Consider the following 21,897-nt stretch of genomic DNA (forward strand, 5'->3'; position numbering starts at 1 on the left):
CAATCAATGCGCGAAGTCGTGACTGCCTCGCTTCAAATGGGCGCCATTCAAAAGGCCGAAAGCCGTGGCGATGTCATTGCCAGGATGATTGCGCTGCTCGATGAAGCCAGACGCGCTGGAGCGACGCTTGCCGTGTTTCCGGAACTTGCCTTCACCACCTTCTTTCCGCGCTGGTACATGGAAGATCAGGCGGACGTCGACACTTGGTTCGAGCAGGAAGTACCCGGCCCTGACACCGCCCCACTTTTCGCACGCGCACGCGAGCACGGCATCGGCATGTATGTAGGCTATGCTGAGCTCACACCGCAGGGACACCACTTCAACACGTCCATCCTGACTTCTCCCGGCGGCGAGATCATAGGCAAGTATCGCAAGGTCCACCTGCCGGGCCATGACGAGTACGACACCGAGCGCGCGTTCCAGCATCTCGAGAAGCGCTATTTTGAACCCGGTGATCTGGGTTTCCCTGTCTGGCATTCCCAGGGCGGCATCATGGGCATGTGTATCTGCAACGACCGGCGCTGGCCGGAAGTCTACCGTGTCATGGGCTTGCAGGGCGTCGAAATGGTCATGCTTGGCTTCAACACGCCGTCGGTGAACTCACAACGTTCTGGCGAAGGGCTGGAAGACAGGCTGTTTCACCACCGCCTTTCGGTTCAATCCGGTGCCTATCAGAACTCAACCTGGGTGGTGGCAACGGCAAAGGCCGGCATCGAGGACGGTCATCCGCTGACCGCGGGCAGCGTGATCGTTGATCCCAATGGCAAGATCATGGCTGAAACCGGCACCGAAGACGATGAGATGATCGTGCATGCCTGTGACCTGGATGCCTGCAATTTCGGCAAGCAGACCATCTTTGACTTTGCCCGTCACCGCCGAATTGAGCATTACGGCCTGATCACGTCGCAAACCGGCGTCAAGATCCCGGCGACCTGAGAACATGCTGATTGATTTCGAAAAAATAACGCCGCATGAGAGATACAAACTCCTGACCGCGGCCGTGGTTCCCCGTCCGATAGCGCTGGTTTCGACACTGGCCCGGGATGGAACTGTCAATGCGGCACCGTTCAGTTTTTTCAATGTGTTCTCGGAAGATCCCGCGTTGGCGGTACTCGGTCTGCAGCATGCGCCGGACGGCTCGGTCAAGGACACCACCAGGCATATTCTGGACAACGGAGAGTTCGTCATAAATCTGGTTGATCGTCACCTTGCAGAAGCCATGGCGGTCTGTGCGGCAAGGCTTCCGGCCGATGTCAGCGAAATCACGGCAGCCGGTCTATCCACGGCCGCCTCACAGGCTATAAGCACCCCGCGCATTGCAGAAGCACCGGTCAGTCTTGAATGCCGTACATGGGAAATCCGGCAGATCACGCCGACACGCCATCTGGCCGTTGGAGAGATTGTCGCCATGAGCGTGCGCGACGGTCTGGTGGACCCGGAAACCCACTATTTCAACATGTCCGCCTATGAACCGGTCGGACGTCTGGTCGCCAACAGTTATTGCCACACAGGCGATCGATTTGAACTCACGGTACCGACCTGGCCGAAAGATTTTTCCGGACCTGCAACGGACCGGCAACAAACTTCAAACCATGCATCACCGACAGGAAAACCATGACGAAAAGGCTCAACGAAGATGCCCGCGGCGTCTACATCATCTCTGCCACGCCGTTCACCGAGACCGGCGAACTCGATCTTGCGAGTGCCGACAGCCTGGTGGAGTTCTATCTCGAAAAGGGCGTGACCGGCATGACCATACTGGGCATGATGGGCGAGGCCCCGAAACTGGCGCCTGATGAATCCGTCACTTTCCTTGAACACATGCTGAACCGGGTTGCCGGCCGGGTACCGCTCATCGTCGGCGTGTCCAGTCCGGGGCTCGACAACATGGCACGCCTGTGCCACGCGGCAATGGACGCCGGTGCCGGCGGCGTAATGATTGCGCCGGCAGGCGGGCTGACAACCGAGGACAAGCTGTACAGCTATTTCGTCCAGGTGTTTGAAAAACTGGGGCCGGACATTCCGGTTTGCTACCAGGACTTTCCCATGACCACCGGCGTCAACATCTCGACCCAGCTCTTCAACAGACTGGTTGCCGATTTTCCTCAACTCGTCATGCTCAAGCATGAAGACTGGCCGGGCCTCAACAAACTGACCACGGTACGCAGGCTGGAATCCGAAACCGGCACCCGCAGGGTGTCAATTCTGACCGGCAATGGCGGGTTGTTCCTGCCGATGGAACTCGAACGTGGCGCCGACGGTGCCATGACCGGCTTTGCCTATCCTGAAATGCTGGTCAAGGTGGTTGACCTCTACAGCGCCGGCGACAAGCAAAGGGCCAATGACATCTTCGATGCCTATCTGCCGCTGGTGCGTCATGAGCAGCAGCTTGGTGCCGGCCTGGCGATCCGCAAGGAAATCCTGCGCCGGCGCGGTGCAATCGCCTGCGCTGCAACCCGCGCGCCCGGCCCGAGGTTAACACCGGCCGACCATGATGATGTAAGCTTTCTGAGCGCACGGCTGGAACGGCGGATGGAGGAACTCGGCAATGAATTTTGAGCTGAACGGCAAGCGCGCCCTGGTATTGGCTTCCAGCCCAGGCCCGGCAATAAGGAAATGAGACAGCAATGACAGATTACGACATGATAATCCGCGGCGGCAAAATCGCTACCGCATCGGATGTTTTCGAAGCAGATGTCGGCATCAAGGACGGTGTGATAACCGCCCTGGCGCAAAACCTTGAAGGGGCTGCGGAGATAATTGATGCAACCGGCAAACTGGTGCTTCCAGGCGGTGTGGAGTCCCATTGCCACATCGCGCAGGAATCCGCCACCGGTGCCATGACATCAGACGATTATTATTCAGGCAGCGTTTCAGCCGCATTCGGCGGCAACACCACCATCATACCGTTTGCGGCCCAGCACCGGGGACAATCGGTCCGCGATGTCATGCGCATTTACGATGATCGCGCCGCCCCGAACTCGGTACTCGATTATTCATACCATCTGATCATTTCCGACCCCACAGAGAAGGTGATCAGGGATGAACTGCCCGAAGCGTTTGCCGCCGGCATCACTTCGTTCAAGGTGTTCATGACCTATGACAAGCTGATTGTCAGCGACGAGCAGATGCTCGACATCCTGGTTACCGCCCGCGAACACGGTGCGCTGACCATGGTGCATGCTGAAAACAATGCCATGATCAAGTGGATGGTCGGTCGGCTTGTTGAAAAAGGCCACACCCAGGCACGCTACCATGCCGTCAGCCACCCCGAAGCTGCGGAGGTCGAAGCCATCAATCGCGGCATCAGCCTGGCCTCCTTTGTCGATGCTCCACTGCTGATTGTGCATGTATCCACGGATGCCGGTGCAAGACGGGTCGCCCAGGCCCGCCTGGACGGGCAAAAGATTTTCGGCGAAACCTGTCCGCAGTACCTGTTTCTCGAAGCGGATGACCTTGACCGGCCAGATCCGGAAGGAACCAAGTTCTGCTGTTCACCACCATTGCGCAACACAGCGACGCAGAAGGCGCTGTGGCGGCACCTGCAGGCCGGAACCTTCCACCTGTATTCGTCAGACCATGCACCCTACCGGTTTGATGAGACCGGCAAACTGTCTTCCGGGCCGAACCCGCCATTCAACAAGGTGGCCAATGGCATGCCGGGTATAGAAATGCGTGCGCCGCTGCTGTTCTCCGAAGGCGTGCTCAAGGGCCGGATTTCTCTCAGCACATTTGTCGCACTGACGTCCACCAATGCCGCCCGGTTGTTCGGCATCCACCCGAAAAAAGGCACCATCGCGATTGGCAGCGACGCTGACATCGCCATCTGGGATCCGAATGAGACCCGCACCGTGACTGCGCAGTCAATGCATGACAACATGGATTACACGCCGTTCGAAGGATGGCAGGTGACCGGTTGGCCGGTGACGGTTTTAAGCAGAGGACGTTATGTGGTGGATGCCGGAGACCTGAAAGCCAAACCCGGACAAGGGCAGTTTCTCAAGCGCGCACCGTTTGACGCCACCGGATACACCACCGAACTTGCCGGCGAACTGAATCCCGCCAGCAATTTCGGCGCAAAGATACTTTAGGAACACCCATGACTGCAGCCGGACGCATTCTCGTCATCAATCCCAATTCCAACGATGAAGTCACAACGGGATTTTCCGAAGTACTTGATGCTCTGCGCCTTCAGGACGGCCCTGAAATTGAATGCGTCACACTGGCAGAGGGTCCTTTTGGCATTGAAACGCAGGCGGATGTCGAAAGCGTCACACTTCCGCTTCGCCAGATAGTGGTAGATCGCACCGACGCCGATGCATTCGTCATCGCGTGTTATTCCGATCCCGGCATCACAGTATGCCGCGAGGCAACCGGCAAACCTGTGTTCGGCATTCAGGAAAGCGGTGTTCTGGCAGCCCTGTCACGCGGAGAACGGTTTGGTGTCATCGCGCTGGGACAGCAATCCATCAAGCGGCATCTGCGCTATATTCGCCAACTCGGCCTGGAAACCCGTCTGGCTGCAGAACGTCCCCTGCATTTGAGCGTGGCGGCAGCTGAAGAAGCAGACGCCTATCCAAGGGTACTGGAGGTGGCCCGCGAGCTGGTTGAAAATGATGGTGCCGATGTGCTGTTGCTGGGATGTGCCGGCATGACCAGGCATCGCCTGCCGCTTGAACGGGATCTCTCTGTCCCGGTGATCGATCCGGTGCAAATGGCAGTGGCACAGGCCCTGACGGCGGTTCTTCTGAATGTTGCTTCCAGTTGAAAATTCACCGCAAAAACGACCTGAACCTGCGCCTTCTCGAAGTCTTTGAAGCGGTCATGCGCTGTCACACGACAATTGATGCCGCCGAGGAGCTCGGCATATCCCAACCCGCCGTCTCAACTGCAATCAAGAAGTTTGAAAAGCAGGTCGGGTTTACCCTGTTTGATCGCACCGGGCGGCTGATGAAACCGACCGAGGAGGCGCGCCTGCTGCTGAATGAAGTGGAACCGGTGTTTGCCCTGTTGCGAAACATTGAAGGCGAAATTCGTGATCTCAAATCCACGAAATCCGGACGCCTGCGGGTGGCAGCAACGCCGCCGCTCGGACATTCGGCCTTGCCCGAGGTCCTGAAGGATTTCCTCGAGGAGCGCCCCGGGGTCACCGTCCGCTATGATATCAGGCGGCTGGAGACAGTGCTGGAGTCCGTGGAAACCGGCGCAGTCGAGATCGGCTTTGTGCTGGGTCTGGAACACCATCGTGACCTGGAAGTAATTCAGCTGGGTCAGAGCGAGCTGGTCTGTGTGATGCCGGTCGGGCATCCGCTTAGCGCAAATGATTTCATCACCCCGGCAGACATTGGCAAACACAAATTCATCGGCCTGGAATCGAATATCGGCGTCACCATTCGCAGGGCTTTTCATGAGGCAGGTGTGGTTCATGCACCGCGCGCTGAAGTCCGCTACTGCCACACCGCCTGCGTGCTGGCCAATGCCGGCATTGGCGTTGGCATTGTGGACCCCTACTCCGCCCACTTCGCATCATCCCTGAACGTCGAGCTGCGGCCGTTCGTTCCGAAAACAGCGATAACCGCAGCAGCCGTCATACGTTCCAATGCCAACCGCTCACGCGTCGCAATGGAGTTCATCGAGGCGGTCAAGGACTGCCTCAAGGAAGCTGAAACAAAAAAGGCACCCGCATCCTGATCAACCAGGAAAACGGGTGCCTTGAATGCGGGTCGTTATGTTAGCGCATGGACGCCAGGTAAGCTGCAGTGCGGCAGCCTTCGGCGCCGGCTTTCGCAGATGCAGCATTGCCACGGGATGCTTCGCCACCGAACAGAGCAGCGCCGTAAACGTTTGCGTATGCTTCAAAAATCCAGCTCATAACCTGTCTCCTTGTTTGGTTGGCCGTGTTTGATGAACTATATATGCGCTCGAACATGCTGCACCGCAAACGGCAATTTCTGACCTGACATGTAAGAAAATATCACATATGATGTGTGAGTAATTGTAACACTAAATTCATAAAGTCCTGCCATGCGCCGTCGCCTCCCCCTGTTGAATCAACTTCGCGCCTTTGAAGCCGCCGCCCGTGCGCAAAGCTTCACAAAGGCGGCAGATGAGCTTTTCGTCACCCATGCGGCGATCTCGCGCCATGTGCGTGAACTGGAGGAGTGGCTCGGTACGCCATTGTTTGTGCGCACCGGCAGAGGTGTTGTGCTCACCGACGCCGGCAAGCGCTACGCCGCCCGCCTCACCCCGATCTTCGATGCCATTGCCGAAGCCACCAGGGATGCCATGATCGAGGGCAACAGTTCGCACCTGACGGTGGCGCCTGACGGCGCGTTCGCGTCACGCTGGCTGGTACCGCGGCTGGGCAAGTTCAACGCCGCCCATCCGGACATCGAGCTGGACGTCAGCCCCGGCGAGTATATTTCGGACTTCTATTCCGGCGAGGACGATATTGCGGTTCGCTATGGTGCCGGCAACTGGCCGGAAGTCGAAGCCGAGCTCTTGTGCAAGGCCCGGATGTTTCCGGTGTGCGCGCCTGGCCTGATTGCGGACAATCCGCCCCAAAAACCCGACGACCTGAAAGACTTCACCCTGCTGCATGAAAACTCCCGGCAATGGTGGGCGGACTGGTTGCGCGCAGCCGGCAGCAAGAACGCAGACCTCGCCTGGGCCGGTCCGCTGTTTCAGAACTACCTGGCCATACAGGCAGCGGAGGCCGGACAGGGTTTTGCCCTGGCGGACCAGATCATGGCGACCGACGCCTTGCTGTCGGGACGGCTGGTACGTCCGTTCGATATTGAGACCAGCGAAGATGAAGGTTATTGGGTAGTGTGGGGCAAGGGCCTTAAACTCAATGCGACCGGCCTGGCATTCAGGCAATGGCTGATTGACGAGATGCGCAAGACCAATGCTGCCTATGACAAGTTGAAAGCCTGACCGATAATGACCACGCCGAAATACGATTGTACCAAATGCCCGGGCTATTGCTGTTCCTATCCGGTGATCAACGTGAGCAAGCGCGATGCCGAACGCATTGCGAAGCATTTCGGCATCACGCTGGAACAGGCCGAAGAACGTTACCTTCACTCAGATCACGGCTACAAGCGCCTGCTGAACCGCAAGGACGATGAACACTTTGCCCGCATATGCCAGTTTTTTGACGCCGATCAACGCAATTGTTCGATCTATCCGGCAAGACCCTCCACCTGCCGGACGTTTCCCGGCGAAAGCTGCGGCTACTGGGATTTTCTGAAATTCGAACGCGCCGGACAGAAGGATGACGACTATGTGTCGACGACCTGGCATTATGAAGACTAAGTCTTTCGGGTTTACAGAACCGCACGACGGGCACCCATGATCCTCACCCTTGCAATTTCGGGTTACCGCTCGATCCGCGACCTGGTGCTGCCCCTGGAACAGCTGACGCTGATTACCGGCGCAAACGGCAGCGGCAAGTCCAGCCTGTACCGGTCAATCCGGCTGCTGGCCGACGTCGCGCAGGGCGGCGTCATCGGTGCGCTGGCGCGCGAGGGCGGCTTGCAGTCGACGTTGTGGGCGGGGCCTGAAATAGTTTCGAGGGCCATGAAGAAAGGACAGGTGCCTGTCCAGGGCACTGTGCGGCGTGACAGGGTCAGTCTCAAGCTGGGGTTCGCCGATGAAGACTATGGCTATGCCATCGATCTGGGCCTGCCGCAGCAGGATGGCACCTCAAGGTTCAACGCAGATCCGGAGATCAAATCCGAAGCCCTGTGGGTCGGCGAGCACTTGCGCCGCTCCAATGAAATAGCCGGTCGCCGGGGGCCCGGCGTGAAGGTCTTGTCAGAAAAAGGCGCCCGCACCCCTGTCATTTCCAACCTCGCCAGTTTTGACTCAATGATGACCCATGCCGCTGATCCGAAGAGCGCACCTGAACTGCTGGCCATCCGGGAGCGCATGCGACAGTGGCGGTTCTACGATCACCTGCGAACCGACCAGGACGCGCCATCTCGCCGCGCTCAACTGGGCACCCGCACGCCGACGCTCGCCTCAACCGGCGCAGATGTCGCGGCCGCCTTCCAGACTATCCGCGAGATCGGCAACCCCGATGCTCTCGATGATGCTATTGAGGATGCGTTTCCCGGCAGCTCCGTTGAGCTGGCTGTAACAGACGGCATGTTCGAACTGCTGATGCATCAAAAGGGCCTGCTCAGGCCACTGCGCACTGCGGAACTGTCTGACGGCACACTGCGCTACCTGCTGCTGACGGTGGCACTTCTGACCCCCCGCCCGGCCCCGCTTCTGGTCCTGAACGAGCCTGAGACCAGCCTGCACCCGAGCCTGCTCGACCCGCTCGCCAGGTTGATCTCAAAGGCTGCCGAAACATCCCAGGTGATCGTGGTCTCACACGCCGGCCTGCTGGTCGAAGCCCTCAACCGTCAGGCAGGCATCGCCAGCTACGAGTTGAAGAAAGAGCTCGGCGAAACCGTCGTTGACGGTATTGAAAAACCTCAATGGAACTGGCCCGCGAGATAGCGGGGCATCACAAGCCCCCGCTCTCACCCCATCGCGGCCAGGCGGGCGATTGCCTCTTTGACCTGGCCAGCCTTCACATCCAGCTCTTCGCGGCGTCCCTTGGTTTCCTCGATCACTTCAGGCGGGGCCTTGGCGACGAAGCCGGCATTGTTCAGGCGACCGTCGATCGACGCGATGTCCTTGGCGGTTTTCTCCAACTCTTTTTCAAGCCGGGATTTTTCCGCGCTGAAGTCGATGACACCGGCCAGCGGCAGGGCAACAACGGCTTCATCCAGGACGATCTGGGCGGAGCTTTCCGGAACATCGTCGGCAAATGTCAGGCTGTCGAGACGGGCAAGCCTCGATATCTCGGCCATCCATGCAGTGGCGCGGGTTTTTGACAGATCACCCGGATGCGCCAGTACGCATGGCACTTTCGCACCGGCAGGCACATTCATCTCCGAGCGCACCGAGCGGATTTCGGTAATCAGGCGGACCACCCAGTCAATCTCGTCTGATGCATCGGGTGCCTGCAAACCCTCATAGTCCGGCCAGGACGCCTGCACCAGCATGCTGTCACGTGCCGTTTCACCGGCGGTCTGCTGCCACAGCTCTTCAGTGATGAACGGCATGAACGGATGCAGCAGCAGCAATATCTGGTCCAGTGCCCAGGCAGTTGCCGCACGGGTTTCGGCCTTGGCCGCTTCGTCCTCGCCGTTCAGGACCGACTTGGACAGTTCCACATACCAGTCGCAGAAGGTGTGCCAGATGAAACTGTAAAGCGCACCGGCTGCCTCATTGTAGCGATGTTCGGCAATACCGGCGGTTACTGCATCTCTTGTCTGTGCCGCTTCACCCGCAATCCAGCGGTTGAGCGTGACCTTGCACTGCGCCGGATCAAACCCGTCCACGCGAACACACTCATTCATTTCCGCAAAGCGCGCGGCATTCCAAAGCTTGGTGCCAAAGTTGCGATAGCCTTCAACCCGTTGTGTCGACAGCTTGATGTCGCGCCCCTGTGCAGCCATGGCGGCCAACGTAAAGCGCAGCGCATCGGCCCCGTACTCGTCGATCAGCTCCAGAGGATCGATGACATTGCCCTTCGACTTCGACATCTTCTGGCCCTTCTCATCGCGCACCAGCGCGTGAATATAGACCGTATCGAACGGCACCTGCGGTGATCCGTCGGGCTTTTCCATGAAATGCAGCCCCATCATCATCATCCGGGCTACCCAGAAAAAGATGATGTCGAAACCGGTAACCAGCGTGCTTGTCGGATAGTACCGCTGCAACTCATGCGTATTGTCCGGCCAGCCCAGTGTCGAGAACGGCCACAGAGCGGACGAGAACCAGGTATCCAGCACGTCCTCATCGCGGTCCAGCTTGACCCGGTGGCCGTAATGGGACTCCGCCTGCTCTTCGGCCAGCGCTTCGTTTTCGGCAACGAATACTGTGCCGTCTTCGCCGTACCAGGCCGGGATCTGGTGGCCCCACCACAACTGGCGGGAAATACACCACGGCTGAATGTTGCGCATCCATTCGAAATAGGTCTTGTCCCATTGTTTCGGCACAAACACCGTATCGCCCTGCTCCACCGCCGCAATGGCAGGCTTGGCCAGTGTTTCTGCATCCACATACCACTGGTCGGTCAGGAACGGTTCGATCGGCACGCCGCCCCGGTCACCGTGCGGCACCATGTGGGTGTGCGGCTCGACCTTCTCCAGAAGACCGCGCGCCTCAAACATGTCGACAACCTGCTTGCGCACGTCAAACCGATCCCTGCCATGCAGTGCGGCAATGGTGGCTTTGAGTTCGTCAGTTTCCGGCACACCGGCGAGGAAGTCCTCATTGCCGTCCAGAACGATGGTCGCCGCCACATCCATGACATTGATCTTGGCCAGGTCATTGCGCTTGCCGACTTCAAAATCGTTGAAGTCGTGTGCCGGTGTAATTTTTACTGCGCCGGAGCCAGCTTCCGGATCGGCGTATTCGTCCGCCACGATGGGGATCAGTCGTCCGACCAGCGGCAGCACGACATTCTTGCCGATCAGGTCCCTGTAGCGTTCATCATCCGGGTGAACCGCGACGCCGCTGTCTCCCAGCATGGTTTCGGGCCGCGTGGTGGCGACGGTGATGAAGCGATCTGTCTCACCTTCGATCGGATACTTGAAGTGCCACAGATTGCCGTTCATCTCGACCTGCTGCACTTCCAGGTCGGAAATGGCGGTAAGCAGTTTCGGGTCCCAGTTCACAAGGCGCTTGTCCTTGTAGATCAGGCCTTCCCGGTACAGCTGGACGAACACCTTGAGAACAGCCTTGGACAGCCCTTCATCCATGGTGAAGCGTTCGCGCGACCAGTCACACGAGGCACCGAGGCGGCGCAGCTGACCGATGATGGTGCCACCGGATTCCGCTTTCCATGTCCAGACTTTGTCCAGAAAGGCGTCACGGCCGATGTCGCGCCGGCCCGGTTCCTGGCGTTCCATCATCTGGCGCTCGACAACCATTTGCGTGGCAATGCCGGCATGATCCAGTCCCGGTTGCCACAACACATCCCGGCCCCGCATACGCTCAAAGCGGCACAGAATGTCCTGCACCGTATTGTTCAGGGCATGGCCCATGTGCAACGACCCGGTGACATTCGGCGGCGGAATGACAATGCAGAACGGATCACCTTCAGGTGTCTGGTTGGCCCGGAACACGCCGGAGGCTTCCCAGGCTTCGTAAAGACGGGTTTCAATGTCAGCGGGTGTAAAGTGCTTGTCGAGCATGGAGATACTGGAATCTGTTCTGAAAATTGTCGGTTTGTAGCGCGGTTAAACACTACGCGCCGCAGACTTGCAACAGGTCCACGCCAATGAGCTGTACACTTCCTGTGGTATCAACGCTTAAGGCCGGTAATCCTGGCAATTTCCTCGCGCACGGCAACCTCGACAATCGGGCTGAGATTGTCAGCCAGCCATTGTTCTATCATCGGCCGTATCATGGCGGTGAAAGCTTCTTCACTCGGCATGGCTGAGGCCACCTGGTCCGGCAGATGCTTGTCGATCCAGATGACCAGTTCCGGTTCAATGACCTGACGGATCATTTCTTCCAGCGGCAATCCCGGCTCGCTCTCAGTGTCTTCGGAAGACATCTCAGGTTCCGGGACCTCATCAGCGACGGCGTCGGCCTCAGCTACAGCCTCTCCGCCGGCCGCAATTTCGACAAGGTCATCGACGGTGACCTGCCTGGTCGACACCAGCGGGACCGCCATGTCCTGTTGCGCCCCGTCAGCTTCCGGCGGGACAACACTGGCCAGTGGATTTTCAATCTTCCAATCACTGTAATCGGGTGTGTAGGAAACAACTCCCGACGACACGTCACCTGTTATGAATTCGTCCACGTAGGCCTGCTCGTCGCCAATGCTCGTACGCAATCCGGTTTCCACGTCCGTTTCCGGCGTCGCCTCGCTTGCTTCACTTGATTGCAATTGCTGTTGCTGATCACGCGCACGGGCTTCCTCCTGGCGAACATCCCCGCCAAGCAGACTTGCCATCGACCGGCTGGTGCCGGACCTGGTCCTGGATTTCAATGATGCGAGGCGATTACGTAAAGACATGTAGCTGGGTGAAGTCTCCAATGAATGACGATAGCGGTAAGGGTCGTTCGAAACATAGCCCGGGCCGTGCTTTTCGTCACCCTCTGATGTCTGCGGCTCAGCAGATGGCGCCACCGGAGCAGAAACAGCTTGCTGTTCTTCACTCGGCTCAGGCCCCGGACGTGGTGCCCGCGGCGCACCAATGGGCTTCAAAGGCGATTTGACGGGAACAGCCATTTCATTGGCCGTATCCTGTTCGATCGCCTCCCGGATGGAAGACAATAGCTGGTCGACAGAATGCCCGTCCGGCGGTTTGCTGTCCTGCTTGCCCATGATCTGCATGCGATTTCTGAAACAATATTGTGAAAACGATCGAAGAGTATTGACGCGTAAGCGTTTCTGCACAAGGCCAAGGCCTGCGAATCACCAACTTGTCGACAGATTCTGCCGTAATAAGCGCAGCTTTTCGACACAATCATCAGATCGATGTCGCATCAGCCCTGATACCCGTCTTACTCGGGTGTATTGATCCGTGCGCCGAACGCCTTGTCACGAACCTCTTCAAGGTTTCCGCGCGGATCATAAATGTTCACCGACAACCTCAGGTCGCCGGCCGTCATACGCCCGATCGCCGCAACAAGCTGGTATCCGGCAACAATCCGGTCCCGCCGTGCGTTTGCCAGTGCAACCTGGGCATTCACCAGTTCATTTTGCGCATCCAGCACATCGAGTGTCGTTCTGGTTCCGACCTGTGCTTCCTGGCGAACACCGTCCAGCGCTACCCGGTTGGCCGCTACTGCGTCATTCGCAGCGGCAATCGTTGCCGTTGCAGCTTTCAGCAGGTGCCATGCGCTGACCACCTGCTCGCGAACCTGGCGATGGGCGTCCAGAACTTCCAGCTTGCGCTGGCTGGCCGTGTGCTTGGCTTCACGGATCCGCGAATAAACCGACCCGGACTGATAGATCGGCAGGGACAGCGTACCCTGAATCCGTCCCTCTTCGCTGCGACCGATGGTTGCTGACGGGTCGCCCGACACCTGATACCGGGCCTCGAAGTTCAACCTGGGCAGCAAATCGGATTTACGCACGTCGATATTTGCCGCAGCGGCTTCTTCGTTAAACGCTGCAGCCAGAATCTGCGGGTTTGTTTCTCCCGCCGTCAGTATTGCGGCGCGCAGCGTTCTGGGCACCCGCGGCGAAAGCCGCGGGAACTTCAGGTGACGCGGTTTGTCACCGATGACGCGAATATAGTTGGCAACCGATGTCTGCAGGTTGCCGATTGCAACGGCCAGGTCTGAGCGCGCTTCGGATGCCCGTGCGCGCGCCTGCGACACATCGGTGCGGGTAACCTCACCGACATCAAAGCGTGCCCTGGCGGCGCGAAGCTGCTCTTCAAAGTTTTCAACCGACTTGCGCCGGTAATTGACGATCTCGCGGTCGCGGATGACATTCATATATGCAGTCGCGCCATTCAGCAGGACTTCCTGCTCAACCGCCAGCAGATTCTGGTTACCTGCCAGCACGGTGGCTTCTGCTTCCCGCAAGGCGTTTTCAGATCGAAACCCGTCAAAAACCGGTTGCGACAGGTTGATCTGGAAATTGCGGGACAGGAAGTCGGATTTACCGCTGGCAGAGTTGTCCTGATACACTTTTGAAACTTCGGAATTCGCCGTGACAGTCGGACGCCATCCCGACTTGGCCTGGGGTACCTGCTCATCGGTCGCCCGCTGGCGTGCCTGATCGGCCTTGAGTTGCGGATTGCCGACATAGGCTTTCGACAAAGCAGACGCTATGGTCTCCGCGTTTGCAGGCGCGGAATGATGAACCACTGAAGTGACGGCGATACACAAAGCGGCAAGCCAGCCGGCATGCAGTTTGAGCCTCGGACGTTTTACAATGTTCACAATCAAGCCCCTGACGAATCTGCCCCCAATCTTATGGGAGTTTCATGGTTAACGAAACACTAATCTAAATTAACGAAACACTAATCTGACGTACCAGCGCAAGCTGACGCGGCACAAATACCTCTTCGATTGGGATCAATTTGTGGATAACCGATTGCGGCCGCCAAGCCTGAGAATATTCAGCAAAAACGTCGACACTGCGACAGTCGCCAACTCAATCGGGAAATCAGGTCCGGATCAGTTAAAAGACAAAACCGGGGTCAGCTTTTTCAAAGCCCGGCAACATTGGAATGCTGGCATCACAGACATACCGCGGTGCGGTCACATCCCCGGCCCTGGTATAGACCAGCGCCTGCGCCGTTTCGGTATCGCCCACGACCGCTACCAGACGCCCGCCTTCGGCCAGTTGTGACAGCAGGCTGTCTGGAACCTGGCCGGCTCTTCCATTTACTATGATAACGTCATAGGGCGCCTCGGCGCGGTGGCCCTCATGCATGGCGGAACTGAACACGGCAACATTGTTTATCTGCAACCGCAACAGGTTCTGGTTTGCCGCTTCGGCAAGGTCGGCATCTTCCTCGACGGCGACGACCAGTTGGGCCAACCTGGCCAGCACAGCCGATGAATATCCAGCTGCACACCCCACATCCAGTACACACTCATCCGGCTGGATGGCCGCAGCCTGCAGCAGCCGGGCAAACGCCATCGGTTCCATCAGATGTCGTTTGCGGCCATCGCTTCCGACACTCAGCGGCACGTCTTCATCCATATAGGCCAGGGACTTGATATCATCCGGCACGAACACTTCCCGCGGGACTTCCGACATCGCGTCAATCACACGGGCATCGGTTATGCCGTTTGGACGAACTTGAGATTCAATCATGTTTTCGCGCGCTGTGGCGTAATCGATCATGCTAGCTCCAGACCCTTGAACCGGCGAAAACCGCCAAATCCCCAACCTTTGCGCAATTGCAAAAACCGGTCGTAGTGGTTGAATACCCAACTCAGGCCGTCTCGCCAAGCCTGTTTGTTGTCAGATGCACCACTATCGACTGCAAAAACCGGCAACATTGCCTGAAGGCAGGCGTTGTAACGTGCCGCAGTGTCGTCTATAAGACGCCGCCCGGACATGAAACGTCCGCCACGAAGGCCTCGTGGGAGAGTGGTTATCCATCGGATTGCAAATCCGCTTACACCAGTTCGATTCTGGTCGAGGCCTCCAGATTCGCGAGCTCCGGCTCGCAATTTGCCTGGTTGCAGGCTTACGTAGGGCCACGTGATCTGGAACAGCCCAAAATGTGACGATAGTGAGTGTGTCTATTTTGCAACACTTTCGAAAAAACGTAGCCGAGAGCCAATCTGCAATTGAGCCAGTGCGTAAACAGTCACATATTCGCCCTGTTGTTGCAGACATTTGGCTGGCCTGATGCGGGCCAAGCTTGTATTGATAGGTTTCGGAATTTTTGGATTTCCAGTTGGGGTCATTTGTGCGGAAACAAGACGGCATACTAGTTTTCTTGCTGCTGTTGGCAGGTTGTGTGGGGGGTGAAACGAATCAGGCGCTGCTTGAACCCCGCACGATTGACGTCGATGCAGCAGCTGAACCTGCCGGCGGTGTGATTTCCAGCCATATTCAACAATTGCAGGCGCAAACGGGTCCCAGCTATGTCACTCTGGTCGTCCATGAACAGCAGAAACGCGCCGGTTCGAAAGCATCGGGCACTCCGGAGGCTTTGACATCCGGCAGCGGTTTTGTCGTCTCGAGCGGCATTATCATGACTGCCGGCCATGTTGCGGTAAAACGGGGAAATTCCGTCGATGCCCGTGCATCCGACGGCCGTATTTATTCCGGCAAGGTGATTGCCGTTAAGCCGGACAACGACATGGCCCTGATAAAACTTCGCGGTTTCAAGGCGGCTGCGGTGACACCGTCTGCCAATCACTGCATGCAACGCGGTGCTCCGGTGTTCTCGCTCGGCAAACCGCATGCCCGCAATGATACCGCCCGTATCGGTTCGGTAAATTCGATGAGTTTCGGCCGCGCGGTAAAATATAGCGGCTTCGGCTATCCAGATGCCATCGAACTCCGCCTGGCTACCAAAAAGGGCGAATCAGGCGGCCCGCTGTTCGACGACAAGGGTCAGCTGACCGGCATGCTGGTTTCCACCTTGTCGGATGCCAATGGCCGCCCGTTGAATCTGGCGCATGCGATTTCCACTCCGGCGCTGGCGCAATTTCTGTGCTCCAACACCCAGTGCACCGCCAGTTGGCAACAATTGTCCCGGCAATCAATGTCGTGCCCGGCTACATAGTTGTTGGTCGAACAGCTTTCTTCGCTTCGCTCAGGCCGTTCTCCGACCCTGAATTGTCGTTGGCTTTAGTTTATATCGCTCACGTAAGCAGCCTGACGGCTGCGCTCCGCTAGGGCGGGCCTGACCGGCCCGAGGCCCGATCGGGCCTAGTTGAGTTCATTCTGGTCGAACAGCTTTACTCAGCACTTCGTGCTTCGCGCCGTTCTCCGACCCTGAACAACCGTAGTGTTGAACACCCTCCGAGGCACGTTAGTGCCGAGGCAAGGCCGACCGGCCGTCGCACGAAGTGCGCCGTAGCGGAGCGCAGCCGAAGGCTGCTTGCGTGAGCGGAATCAAACAACCCGTTCTCCGACCCCGAACAACCGCCGTGATGAACTCCCACCGAAGCACGGAACGTGCTGAGGCAAGCGCGCCTGCGCGCCGCACGAAGTGCGCCCTAGCGGAGCGCAGGCGTCAGGCTGCTTGCGTGAGCGGAATCAAACAACCCGTTCTCCGACCCCGAACAACCGCCGTGATGAACTCCTACCGAAGCACGGAACGTGCTGAGGCAAGCGCGCCTGCGCGCCGCACGAAGTGCGCCCCCGCGGAGCGCAGCCGAAGGCTGCTTGCGTGAGCGATATAACTTTATGGCATAAACACAGTCGAGCCTGTCGTTCTACGCCCTTCCAGATCCTGATGCGCCTTGACGGCATCCGCCAGTTCATAAGTCTGGTTGATCTCGATCTTGACCGCACCGGACCCTACAACATCGAACAAGTCAGCAGCGTTGGCCTGCAGGTCTTCATCAGCCGCCACATAGGTCATCAGGGTGGGGCGTGTAAGATACAACGAGCCTTTGGCGCCGAGAATACCGGTGTCAAACCCCTTAACCGGACCTGACGCAGACCCGAAGCTGGCAAGGAGCCCCCTGGGACTGAGACTGTCCAGGGACGCCTCGAGTGTGTCTTTTCCAACACCGTCATAGACTACCGGCACACCCTTGCCGTCGGTCAGATCGCGGACCCGTTCAGCAACGTTTTCCTCGGTGTAGTTGATAACCTCATCGCATCCGAAAGATTTTGCCAGGGCTGCCTTTTCCGGTGAACTCGTTGTGCCGATCACGCGCGCACCCAGGTGCTTTGCCCACTGAACAGCGATCAGGCCGACGCCACCGGCTACCGCATGCCACAGGATCGTGTCCCCGGATTTGACTTCATAGGTTTCACGCAGGAGGTATCTCGCCGTCATGCCCTTCAGCATCATGGCTGCCGCGGTCTCGTCCGATATCGTGTCAGGCAGTACCGAGACCCTGTTGGCCGGCATGTTGCGCGCCTGCGAATAGGCACCGATGGGCCCTGCCCCGTAAGCAACGCGATCACCTTCTTTCAGGTGGGTTACACCTGCTCCGACAGCCTCGACGACACCGGCCGCTTCCAGCCCGACACCACTTGGCAACGGCACCGGATAGGCACCTGAGCGATGGTAGGTATCAATGTAGTTCAATCCGATCGCGGTATGGCGCAACCTGACGTTGCCGGCCTCCGGCGCCTCCAGGTTGAACTCCTCGTACTGCATGACTTCCGGGCCACCCGGTTGGTGAAACTTGATCGCTTTCATTGTTTTCCCTGTGTTTTATGCTGTCGCGTTTGAATTGGCTGCCGGTTTGATATGTCGGTGATTTGTCAGTGGTCCATCAGGTATTCCATGACCCCTACCAGCTTGTCCCAGCGAATATCCTCCAGTGGGATCACGCGTACATCGAGCACAGCGGCTTTGCCCATCAGGGCCTGGTAACGTGCTTCACCACGTTCTTCGTCAAACAGGTCTGTGGTCACCAACACGCCGACACGTTCACCCGGCTGGCCAAAATGATCGGCCAGGTTGTCGGCTTCGTGCACGGCATCCATCATCCGCGCGCGATGCTTGCGGTCGCTGGACTGCAGGCTGGAGCGCAGTGCCTTGCACGACACGAAACCCAGTTTGTCGTCACGCCGGAAGATCACGTCAATCTCGTTCTCCCCGGTGTAGCCTTCCACGTCCCAGCCAACCAGTTGCGAATAATGTGCTTCGTGGGCACCTGCCTCCATGACGGCAAGCCAGGCAAGCTCCTCCAGCCATCCTCCGGTCATGAACCGGCGCGCATCAACGCTGTTGAGGGTTACCTCGCCCTTATCCAGCTTCAGCAGTTCGTGTTGCCGGAGGTGGTCGAACAGCAGCTCAGTGTCCGCCGCAGACGTCGCCCCACGTTCTTCTTCTGCCTGCGCCGTAATTTTCGGGCTACCAGTTCCCATCAATTTGTCGCGCAGCATTTCGAAGGCCGGATAGTTCTGCTGGATCGCCATCGTCAAGGCACGGCGGTTTTCCGCCGCATTTTTGTCACCGCCCGAGCCTTTCAGGAAGGCAGACCGGCCGGTCAGTATGTTTTCTATCGTTTGCATATCAGGCTGTAACAACTATTGTTCCCTGGACTTGTTTCACTAAATCATAATCACTTCATTCTCCGACCGCCATAGCAACCAGCCACCAATGACTTATCTTCTTAATCCGTTTGTCGGAAAAGTTTCGGCACCACCCATAGCCGAATCCGCCGGCTGGCTGGAGGGAAATTCCTCCAACTTGCCTGCAATCAATCTGTCCCAGGCGGTTCCAAGTTACCTGCCTGCACCGGAGCTTGCAGACCATGTGGCCCGGTGCATGAGGGACGGCAGCGCGAATCTCTATACCGATATATTGGGCATACCCGAACTGCGCGAGGCGCTGGCCGCACATATGAGTTCCGCCTATCGCGGCACAGTGAACCAGGCAGACGTTGCCATTACCGCTGGTTGCAACCAGGCCTTTTGCGCTGCCGTAATGGCGCTGGCCAAGCCCGGCGACAACATCATTCTGGCAGCGCCGTGGTACTTCAACAATCAGATGTGGCTGGAGATGCAGGGCATTGAGGTGCGCGCCATTGCCGCCATTCATGAAACCGATGCCCTGCCCCGCCCACAGGATCTGGCATCAGTGTGTGACGAGCGTACCCGCGCCGTCGTGCTGATCAGCCCCAACAATCCAACGGGTGCTGTCTATCCATCTCACTTGCTTGATGCATTCTTTGATACCTGCCAGGAATTGAAGATTGCACTGCTACTCGACGAGACATACAAGGATTTCCTTGATCCCGCATCGCCGCCGCACAATCTGTTTGCCCGTGACAACTGGGGTGAGACTTTTGTTCAGCTCTATTCATTCTCCAAGGTTTACGCGCTGACAGGCGCACGCGTCGGTTCATTGATTGCCGGCCCGCACATGATCGAGGCGGTCGAAAAAATCATCGACTGCGTCGCAATTTGCGCACCCCACACCGGTCAAAAAGCGGCCCTTTACGGGTTGCAGAATCTGGACGGCTGGAAACAGCAAAAACGCCTGTTGATGGCAGATCGGCTGGAGGCCATGAAAGCAGCATTCGCGAAACACGCCTCTGACTACCGGATTGTCAGCTCCGGCGCATTCTTTGCCTATCTGGCCCACCCTCATGTAAACCATAGTGCACGGGTTGTTGCGATGGGACTTGCACAACATTACGGTGTGCTTACACTACCGGGATCAATGTTCGGGCCAGAACAGGACGGCTATTTGAGGCTCGCTTTTGCAAATGTAGATGTAAGTTTGATGGAAGACGCTGCGCAGCGGCTGGGCCACTATCAACCGCAGGCGTAAATCGACTGCCAATTCAAGACGAGTGGGTTGCGGATGAGTTTTGAAATCAAGATCTGGGGCTGTAGAGGTTCCATACCTGTCTCCAGCCCCGATCATCTCAAGTTCGGCGGTTCCACCGCATGCATAGAGATCAATATCAACGGCAACGTTGTGATCATCGATGCTGGCTCCGGCATTCGCGAGCTGGGAACCGAACTTCTCAAACGCGGCACCCGTACCGCCCACCTCCTGTTGTCACACGGCCACTACGATCACATTATGGGCCTGCCGTTCTTCTATCCGGTCTACAAGGCCGACATGCAATTACATCTCTGGTCCGGTCATACCAATTGCAACCCGTGCACCCATGACATCATTTCCGACTTCATGCGCGAACCCTATTTGCCGGTATCGCTCGACATCATGCAGGCCAACATGAATTTCTATGATGTCAAGGAAGGCGCCGAGATTGACCTGGGCAACGGCATCACGGCCGTGTCCTGCGCAACCAATCACCCCGGCGGCTGCTTCGCCTGGCGCGTCACCGACGGCAAGCAGTCGTTCGTGTACTGGTCCGACCATGAGCACGGCAATGACGAGGTCGATGCCCGCCTTACGCAGTTCGCCACCGGTGCCGACGTCCTGATCTACGACGCCATGTACACCGATGACGAATACCCTTCCAAGAAGAAGGGTTTTGGCCATTCCACCTGGCGCAAGGGCTGTGAGTTCGCCCAGAAGGCCGGCGTCAAGCAGCTGTTGCTGTTCCACCACGCGCCGGAACGCACCGACAACCAGCTGGAGGCAATCGAGGCCATGGCGCACAAGATATTCGCCGGCGCAAGCGCTGCCCGCGATGGCCAGATCATCAAACTGGACTGACACCGTTCGCAAACTAGCAGGTGTTCGCGACCGTTCCCGGTACGAATCCCTAACGAGTATGCCGACTGACCCTCCGGCCAACAATTTTTACAAACCGTCTAATTGCTGGAACAGGTGCCGCCAATTGCGCACCACATACTAGTGCATAAGCCTGCATTCTAGTGCACTTTAGGAACATTCGCGCATTGACTAACCATCCTTTAAACCATAGGGAATACACCGGTCTTAGGACTTAGGAGACGTGGCCGAGTGGTCGAAGGCGCTCCCCTGCTAAGGGAGTATACGTCAAAAGCGTATCGAGGGTTCGAATCCCTCCGTCTCCGCCAGTTCCCCGACAAGATATCAATTGTTTGAAGCAGCCCGCTTGCTCTTGTATCTTCATCCCGAAATCAGCACATGACCGGTTGCGGAAACGATACGCCTGGGAGTGTTCGCTGGCAGGTGGTCGCTGCAGAGCCATCGTTGAATATGCGTATTGTTGCTGCAATGAGTTGCTAGGTAGTCAGCACTCGGAACACCTCGCCTTGAGGCGACTTAACGGCAATCCGGCATTCCAGACATCAGCAAAAGACCGGAGGAGCAACATGGCCAGCCCGATCAAGACAGATGACCCGGTTAAACATTACACCGGGCTCGGCCTTGCGCTGGGCACCTGTTTCGGCACGGTGTTTGGCGCGGCCTTCGGTAATGTCGGCACGGGTCTGGGTCTGGGGTTGGCAATAGGGTTGGCCATAGGAGCCACTATCGGCGCACGCGTGAAGAAGCAACAGGCCGCTACGAATGACGAACCTGATTGAATCACAAGGCTGCCCTGTCTGCGAATACCCCGATGTGTGCGCACTGGATAGCGGTTTTCCAACCGAATGACCTGCAACCGGTCCCGGTGAATGAGAACGCTTCGAACACAACGGGCACCTCCCGGTGAAGGCGAATTATGGCAGAACCAACCGTTTCACCAACACATTATCGCCGCAACTTTGGCGCCAGCTCTTACCCCAATGCCCTAGCGGATCCGGAATGCGGTCTGTTACGACTCAACAATCATTGGAAGTTAAAGTGACCGTCAAAT

Annotated in this window: 20 protein-coding genes and 2 tRNA genes; 15 read left to right on the top strand and 7 right to left on the bottom strand. The window is 57.7% G+C overall.

Annotation, left to right across the window (positions count from 1 at the left end; genetic code table 11):
- Window positions 1–6: 6 nt before the first annotated feature.
- The 6 genes from DHN55_RS17025 to DHN55_RS17050 all read left to right on the top strand — a co-directional run bounded on the left by DHN55_RS17025 (window position 7) and on the right by DHN55_RS17050 (window position 5,691).
- A complete protein-coding gene (locus DHN55_RS17025; RefSeq protein WP_108882713.1) occupies window positions 7–936 on the top strand; it encodes a nitrilase-related carbon-nitrogen hydrolase in 930 nt (309 codons plus the stop codon).
- 4 nt (window positions 937–940) lie between these two features.
- Window positions 941–1,618, top strand: coding sequence for a flavin reductase (locus tag DHN55_RS17030; RefSeq protein WP_108882714.1), 678 nt, complete (start codon window positions 941–943; stop codon window positions 1,616–1,618).
- Entirely contained in the window at window positions 1,615–2,559 is a 945-nt protein-coding gene (locus tag DHN55_RS17035; RefSeq protein WP_108882715.1) for a dihydrodipicolinate synthase family protein, read from the top strand. Before DHN55_RS17030 ends, DHN55_RS17035 begins: the two co-directional genes overlap by 4 nt.
- A 68-nt stretch (window positions 2,560–2,627) precedes the next feature.
- A complete protein-coding gene (gene hydA, locus DHN55_RS17040; RefSeq protein WP_108882716.1) occupies window positions 2,628–4,091 on the top strand; it encodes a dihydropyrimidinase in 1,464 nt (487 codons plus the stop codon).
- 8 nt (window positions 4,092–4,099) lie between these two features.
- Window positions 4,100–4,768, top strand: coding sequence for an aspartate/glutamate racemase family protein (locus DHN55_RS17045; protein ID WP_108882717.1), 669 nt, complete (start codon window positions 4,100–4,102; stop codon window positions 4,766–4,768).
- Complete coding sequence (locus DHN55_RS17050; RefSeq protein ID WP_108882718.1) at window positions 4,765–5,691, top strand: LysR substrate-binding domain-containing protein; 927 nt, start codon at window positions 4,765–4,767, stop codon at window positions 5,689–5,691. The genes DHN55_RS17045 and DHN55_RS17050 overlap by 4 nt, the downstream gene beginning before the upstream one ends.
- A 40-nt stretch (window positions 5,692–5,731) precedes the next feature.
- On the opposite strand, the gene DHN55_RS22425 is transcribed toward DHN55_RS17050, so the two are convergent.
- Window positions 5,732–5,872: a hypothetical protein gene (locus DHN55_RS22425; RefSeq protein WP_337660453.1), complete on the bottom strand. Its 141-nt coding sequence runs from the start codon at window positions 5,870–5,872 to the stop codon at window positions 5,732–5,734.
- Between the two features lie 152 nt (window positions 5,873–6,024).
- Between DHN55_RS22425 and gcvA the strand changes: the two genes are divergently transcribed.
- Genes gcvA through DHN55_RS17065 form a run of 3 tightly spaced genes read left to right on the top strand, consistent with a single transcriptional unit; the run spans window position 6,025 to window position 8,511 of the window.
- Complete coding sequence (gene gcvA / locus DHN55_RS17055; protein ID WP_108882719.1) at window positions 6,025–6,936, top strand: transcriptional regulator GcvA; 912 nt, start codon at window positions 6,025–6,027, stop codon at window positions 6,934–6,936.
- A 6-nt stretch (window positions 6,937–6,942) separates the two neighbouring features.
- Window positions 6,943–7,317 (top strand): YkgJ family cysteine cluster protein, encoded by a 375-nt coding sequence (locus tag DHN55_RS17060; protein WP_108882720.1) that lies wholly within the window; start codon window positions 6,943–6,945, stop codon window positions 7,315–7,317.
- Window positions 7,318–7,353: 36 nt separating this feature from the next.
- Window positions 7,354–8,511, top strand: a complete 1,158-nt coding sequence (locus tag DHN55_RS17065; RefSeq protein ID WP_108882721.1) for an AAA family ATPase — start codon at window positions 7,354–7,356, stop codon at window positions 8,509–8,511.
- Between the two features lie 23 nt (window positions 8,512–8,534).
- Here the strand turns inward: DHN55_RS17065 and DHN55_RS17070 are convergent, their stop codons facing one another.
- From DHN55_RS17070 to DHN55_RS17085, 4 genes are all read right to left on the bottom strand, one after another.
- Window positions 8,535–11,261 carry a valine--tRNA ligase gene (locus DHN55_RS17070; RefSeq protein ID WP_108882722.1) on the bottom strand — a complete coding sequence of 909 codons (2,727 nt, stop codon included), beginning with the start codon at window positions 11,259–11,261 and terminating at the stop codon, window positions 8,535–8,537.
- A gap of 110 nt (window positions 11,262–11,371) precedes the next feature.
- Entirely contained in the window at window positions 11,372–12,412 is a 1,041-nt protein-coding gene (locus DHN55_RS17075; protein ID WP_108882723.1) for a DUF2497 domain-containing protein, read from the bottom strand.
- A gap of 170 nt (window positions 12,413–12,582) precedes the next feature.
- Complete coding sequence (locus DHN55_RS17080) at window positions 12,583–13,974, bottom strand: TolC family outer membrane protein (protein WP_337660454.1); 1,392 nt, start codon at window positions 13,972–13,974, stop codon at window positions 12,583–12,585.
- Window positions 13,975–14,215: 241 nt separating this feature from the next.
- The gene (locus DHN55_RS17085) at window positions 14,216–14,887 is read right to left on the bottom strand and encodes a methyltransferase domain-containing protein (protein ID WP_108882725.1); all 672 of its coding nucleotides are present in this window, start codon (window positions 14,885–14,887) and stop codon (window positions 14,216–14,218) included.
- 235 nt (window positions 14,888–15,122) lie between these two features.
- On the opposite strand from DHN55_RS17085, the gene DHN55_RS17090 reads away from it, so the two are divergent.
- Both DHN55_RS17090 and DHN55_RS17095 read left to right on the top strand, forming a co-directional pair.
- Window positions 15,123–15,196: transfer RNA gene (locus DHN55_RS17090), tRNA-Cys, on the top strand.
- Window positions 15,197–15,512: 316 nt separating this feature from the next.
- Entirely contained in the window at window positions 15,513–16,286 is a 774-nt protein-coding gene (locus tag DHN55_RS17095; RefSeq protein WP_337660455.1) for a S1 family peptidase, read from the top strand.
- A gap of 624 nt (window positions 16,287–16,910) precedes the next feature.
- On the opposite strand, the gene DHN55_RS17100 is transcribed toward DHN55_RS17095, so the two are convergent.
- Both DHN55_RS17100 and DHN55_RS17105 read right to left on the bottom strand, forming a co-directional pair.
- Window positions 16,911–17,882: an NADPH:quinone reductase gene (locus DHN55_RS17100; protein ID WP_108882727.1), complete on the bottom strand. Its 972-nt coding sequence runs from the start codon at window positions 17,880–17,882 to the stop codon at window positions 16,911–16,913.
- Window positions 17,883–17,947: 65 nt separating this feature from the next.
- Window positions 17,948–18,703, bottom strand: a complete 756-nt coding sequence (locus DHN55_RS17105) for a Card1-like endonuclease domain-containing protein (protein ID WP_108882728.1) — start codon at window positions 18,701–18,703, stop codon at window positions 17,948–17,950.
- Window positions 18,704–18,791: 88 nt separating this feature from the next.
- On the opposite strand from DHN55_RS17105, the gene DHN55_RS17110 reads away from it, so the two are divergent.
- The 4 genes from DHN55_RS17110 (at window position 18,792) to DHN55_RS17125 (ending at window position 21,625) form a co-directional block, all read left to right on the top strand.
- A complete protein-coding gene (locus DHN55_RS17110) occupies window positions 18,792–19,967 on the top strand; it encodes an aminotransferase (protein ID WP_108882729.1) in 1,176 nt (391 codons plus the stop codon).
- A 33-nt stretch (window positions 19,968–20,000) separates the two neighbouring features.
- Complete coding sequence (locus DHN55_RS17115) at window positions 20,001–20,828, top strand: MBL fold metallo-hydrolase (RefSeq protein ID WP_108882730.1); 828 nt, start codon at window positions 20,001–20,003, stop codon at window positions 20,826–20,828.
- 235 nt (window positions 20,829–21,063) lie between these two features.
- Window positions 21,064–21,154: transfer RNA gene (locus DHN55_RS17120), tRNA-Ser, on the top strand.
- A gap of 258 nt (window positions 21,155–21,412) precedes the next feature.
- Window positions 21,413–21,625, top strand: coding sequence for a hypothetical protein (locus tag DHN55_RS17125; RefSeq protein ID WP_108882731.1), 213 nt, complete (start codon window positions 21,413–21,415; stop codon window positions 21,623–21,625).
- The last annotated feature ends 272 nt before the right edge of the window (window positions 21,626–21,897 follow it).

This window comes from Anderseniella sp. Alg231-50, assembly GCF_900149695.1.
Taxonomy (GTDB): Bacteria; Pseudomonadota; Alphaproteobacteria; order Rhizobiales; family Aestuariivirgaceae; genus Anderseniella.

Excerpts from the sequence above, each read along its gene's own strand:
- DHN55_RS17025 (WP_108882713.1), top strand. The coding sequence starts at position 7 with ATGCGCGAAGTCGTGACTGCCTCGCTTCAAATGGGCGCCATTCAAAAG.
- DHN55_RS17030 (WP_108882714.1), top strand. The coding sequence starts at position 941 with ATGCTGATTGATTTCGAAAAAATAACGCCGCATGAGAGATACAAACTC.
- DHN55_RS17035 (WP_108882715.1), top strand. The coding sequence starts at position 1,615 with ATGACGAAAAGGCTCAACGAAGATGCCCGCGGCGTCTACATCATCTCT.
- hydA (WP_108882716.1), top strand. The coding sequence starts at position 2,628 with ATGACAGATTACGACATGATAATCCGCGGCGGCAAAATCGCTACCGCA.
- DHN55_RS17045 (WP_108882717.1), top strand. The coding sequence starts at position 4,100 with ATGACTGCAGCCGGACGCATTCTCGTCATCAATCCCAATTCCAACGAT.
- DHN55_RS22425 (WP_337660453.1), bottom strand. The coding sequence starts at position 5,872 with ATGAGCTGGATTTTTGAAGCATACGCAAACGTTTACGGCGCTGCTCTG.
- gcvA (WP_108882719.1), top strand. The coding sequence starts at position 6,025 with ATGCGCCGTCGCCTCCCCCTGTTGAATCAACTTCGCGCCTTTGAAGCC.
- DHN55_RS17060 (WP_108882720.1), top strand. The coding sequence starts at position 6,943 with ATGACCACGCCGAAATACGATTGTACCAAATGCCCGGGCTATTGCTGT.
- DHN55_RS17065 (WP_108882721.1), top strand. The coding sequence starts at position 7,354 with ATGATCCTCACCCTTGCAATTTCGGGTTACCGCTCGATCCGCGACCTG.
- DHN55_RS17070 (WP_108882722.1), bottom strand. The coding sequence starts at position 11,261 with ATGCTCGACAAGCACTTTACACCCGCTGACATTGAAACCCGTCTTTAC.
- DHN55_RS17075 (WP_108882723.1), bottom strand. The coding sequence starts at position 12,412 with ATGCAGATCATGGGCAAGCAGGACAGCAAACCGCCGGACGGGCATTCT.
- DHN55_RS17085 (WP_108882725.1), bottom strand. The coding sequence starts at position 14,887 with ATGATCGATTACGCCACAGCGCGCGAAAACATGATTGAATCTCAAGTT.
- DHN55_RS17100 (WP_108882727.1), bottom strand. The coding sequence starts at position 17,882 with ATGAAAGCGATCAAGTTTCACCAACCGGGTGGCCCGGAAGTCATGCAG.
- DHN55_RS17105 (WP_108882728.1), bottom strand. The coding sequence starts at position 18,703 with ATGCAAACGATAGAAAACATACTGACCGGCCGGTCTGCCTTCCTGAAA.
- DHN55_RS17110 (WP_108882729.1), top strand. The coding sequence starts at position 18,792 with ATGACTTATCTTCTTAATCCGTTTGTCGGAAAAGTTTCGGCACCACCC.
- DHN55_RS17115 (WP_108882730.1), top strand. The coding sequence starts at position 20,001 with ATGAGTTTTGAAATCAAGATCTGGGGCTGTAGAGGTTCCATACCTGTC.
- DHN55_RS17125 (WP_108882731.1), top strand. The coding sequence starts at position 21,413 with ATGGCCAGCCCGATCAAGACAGATGACCCGGTTAAACATTACACCGGG.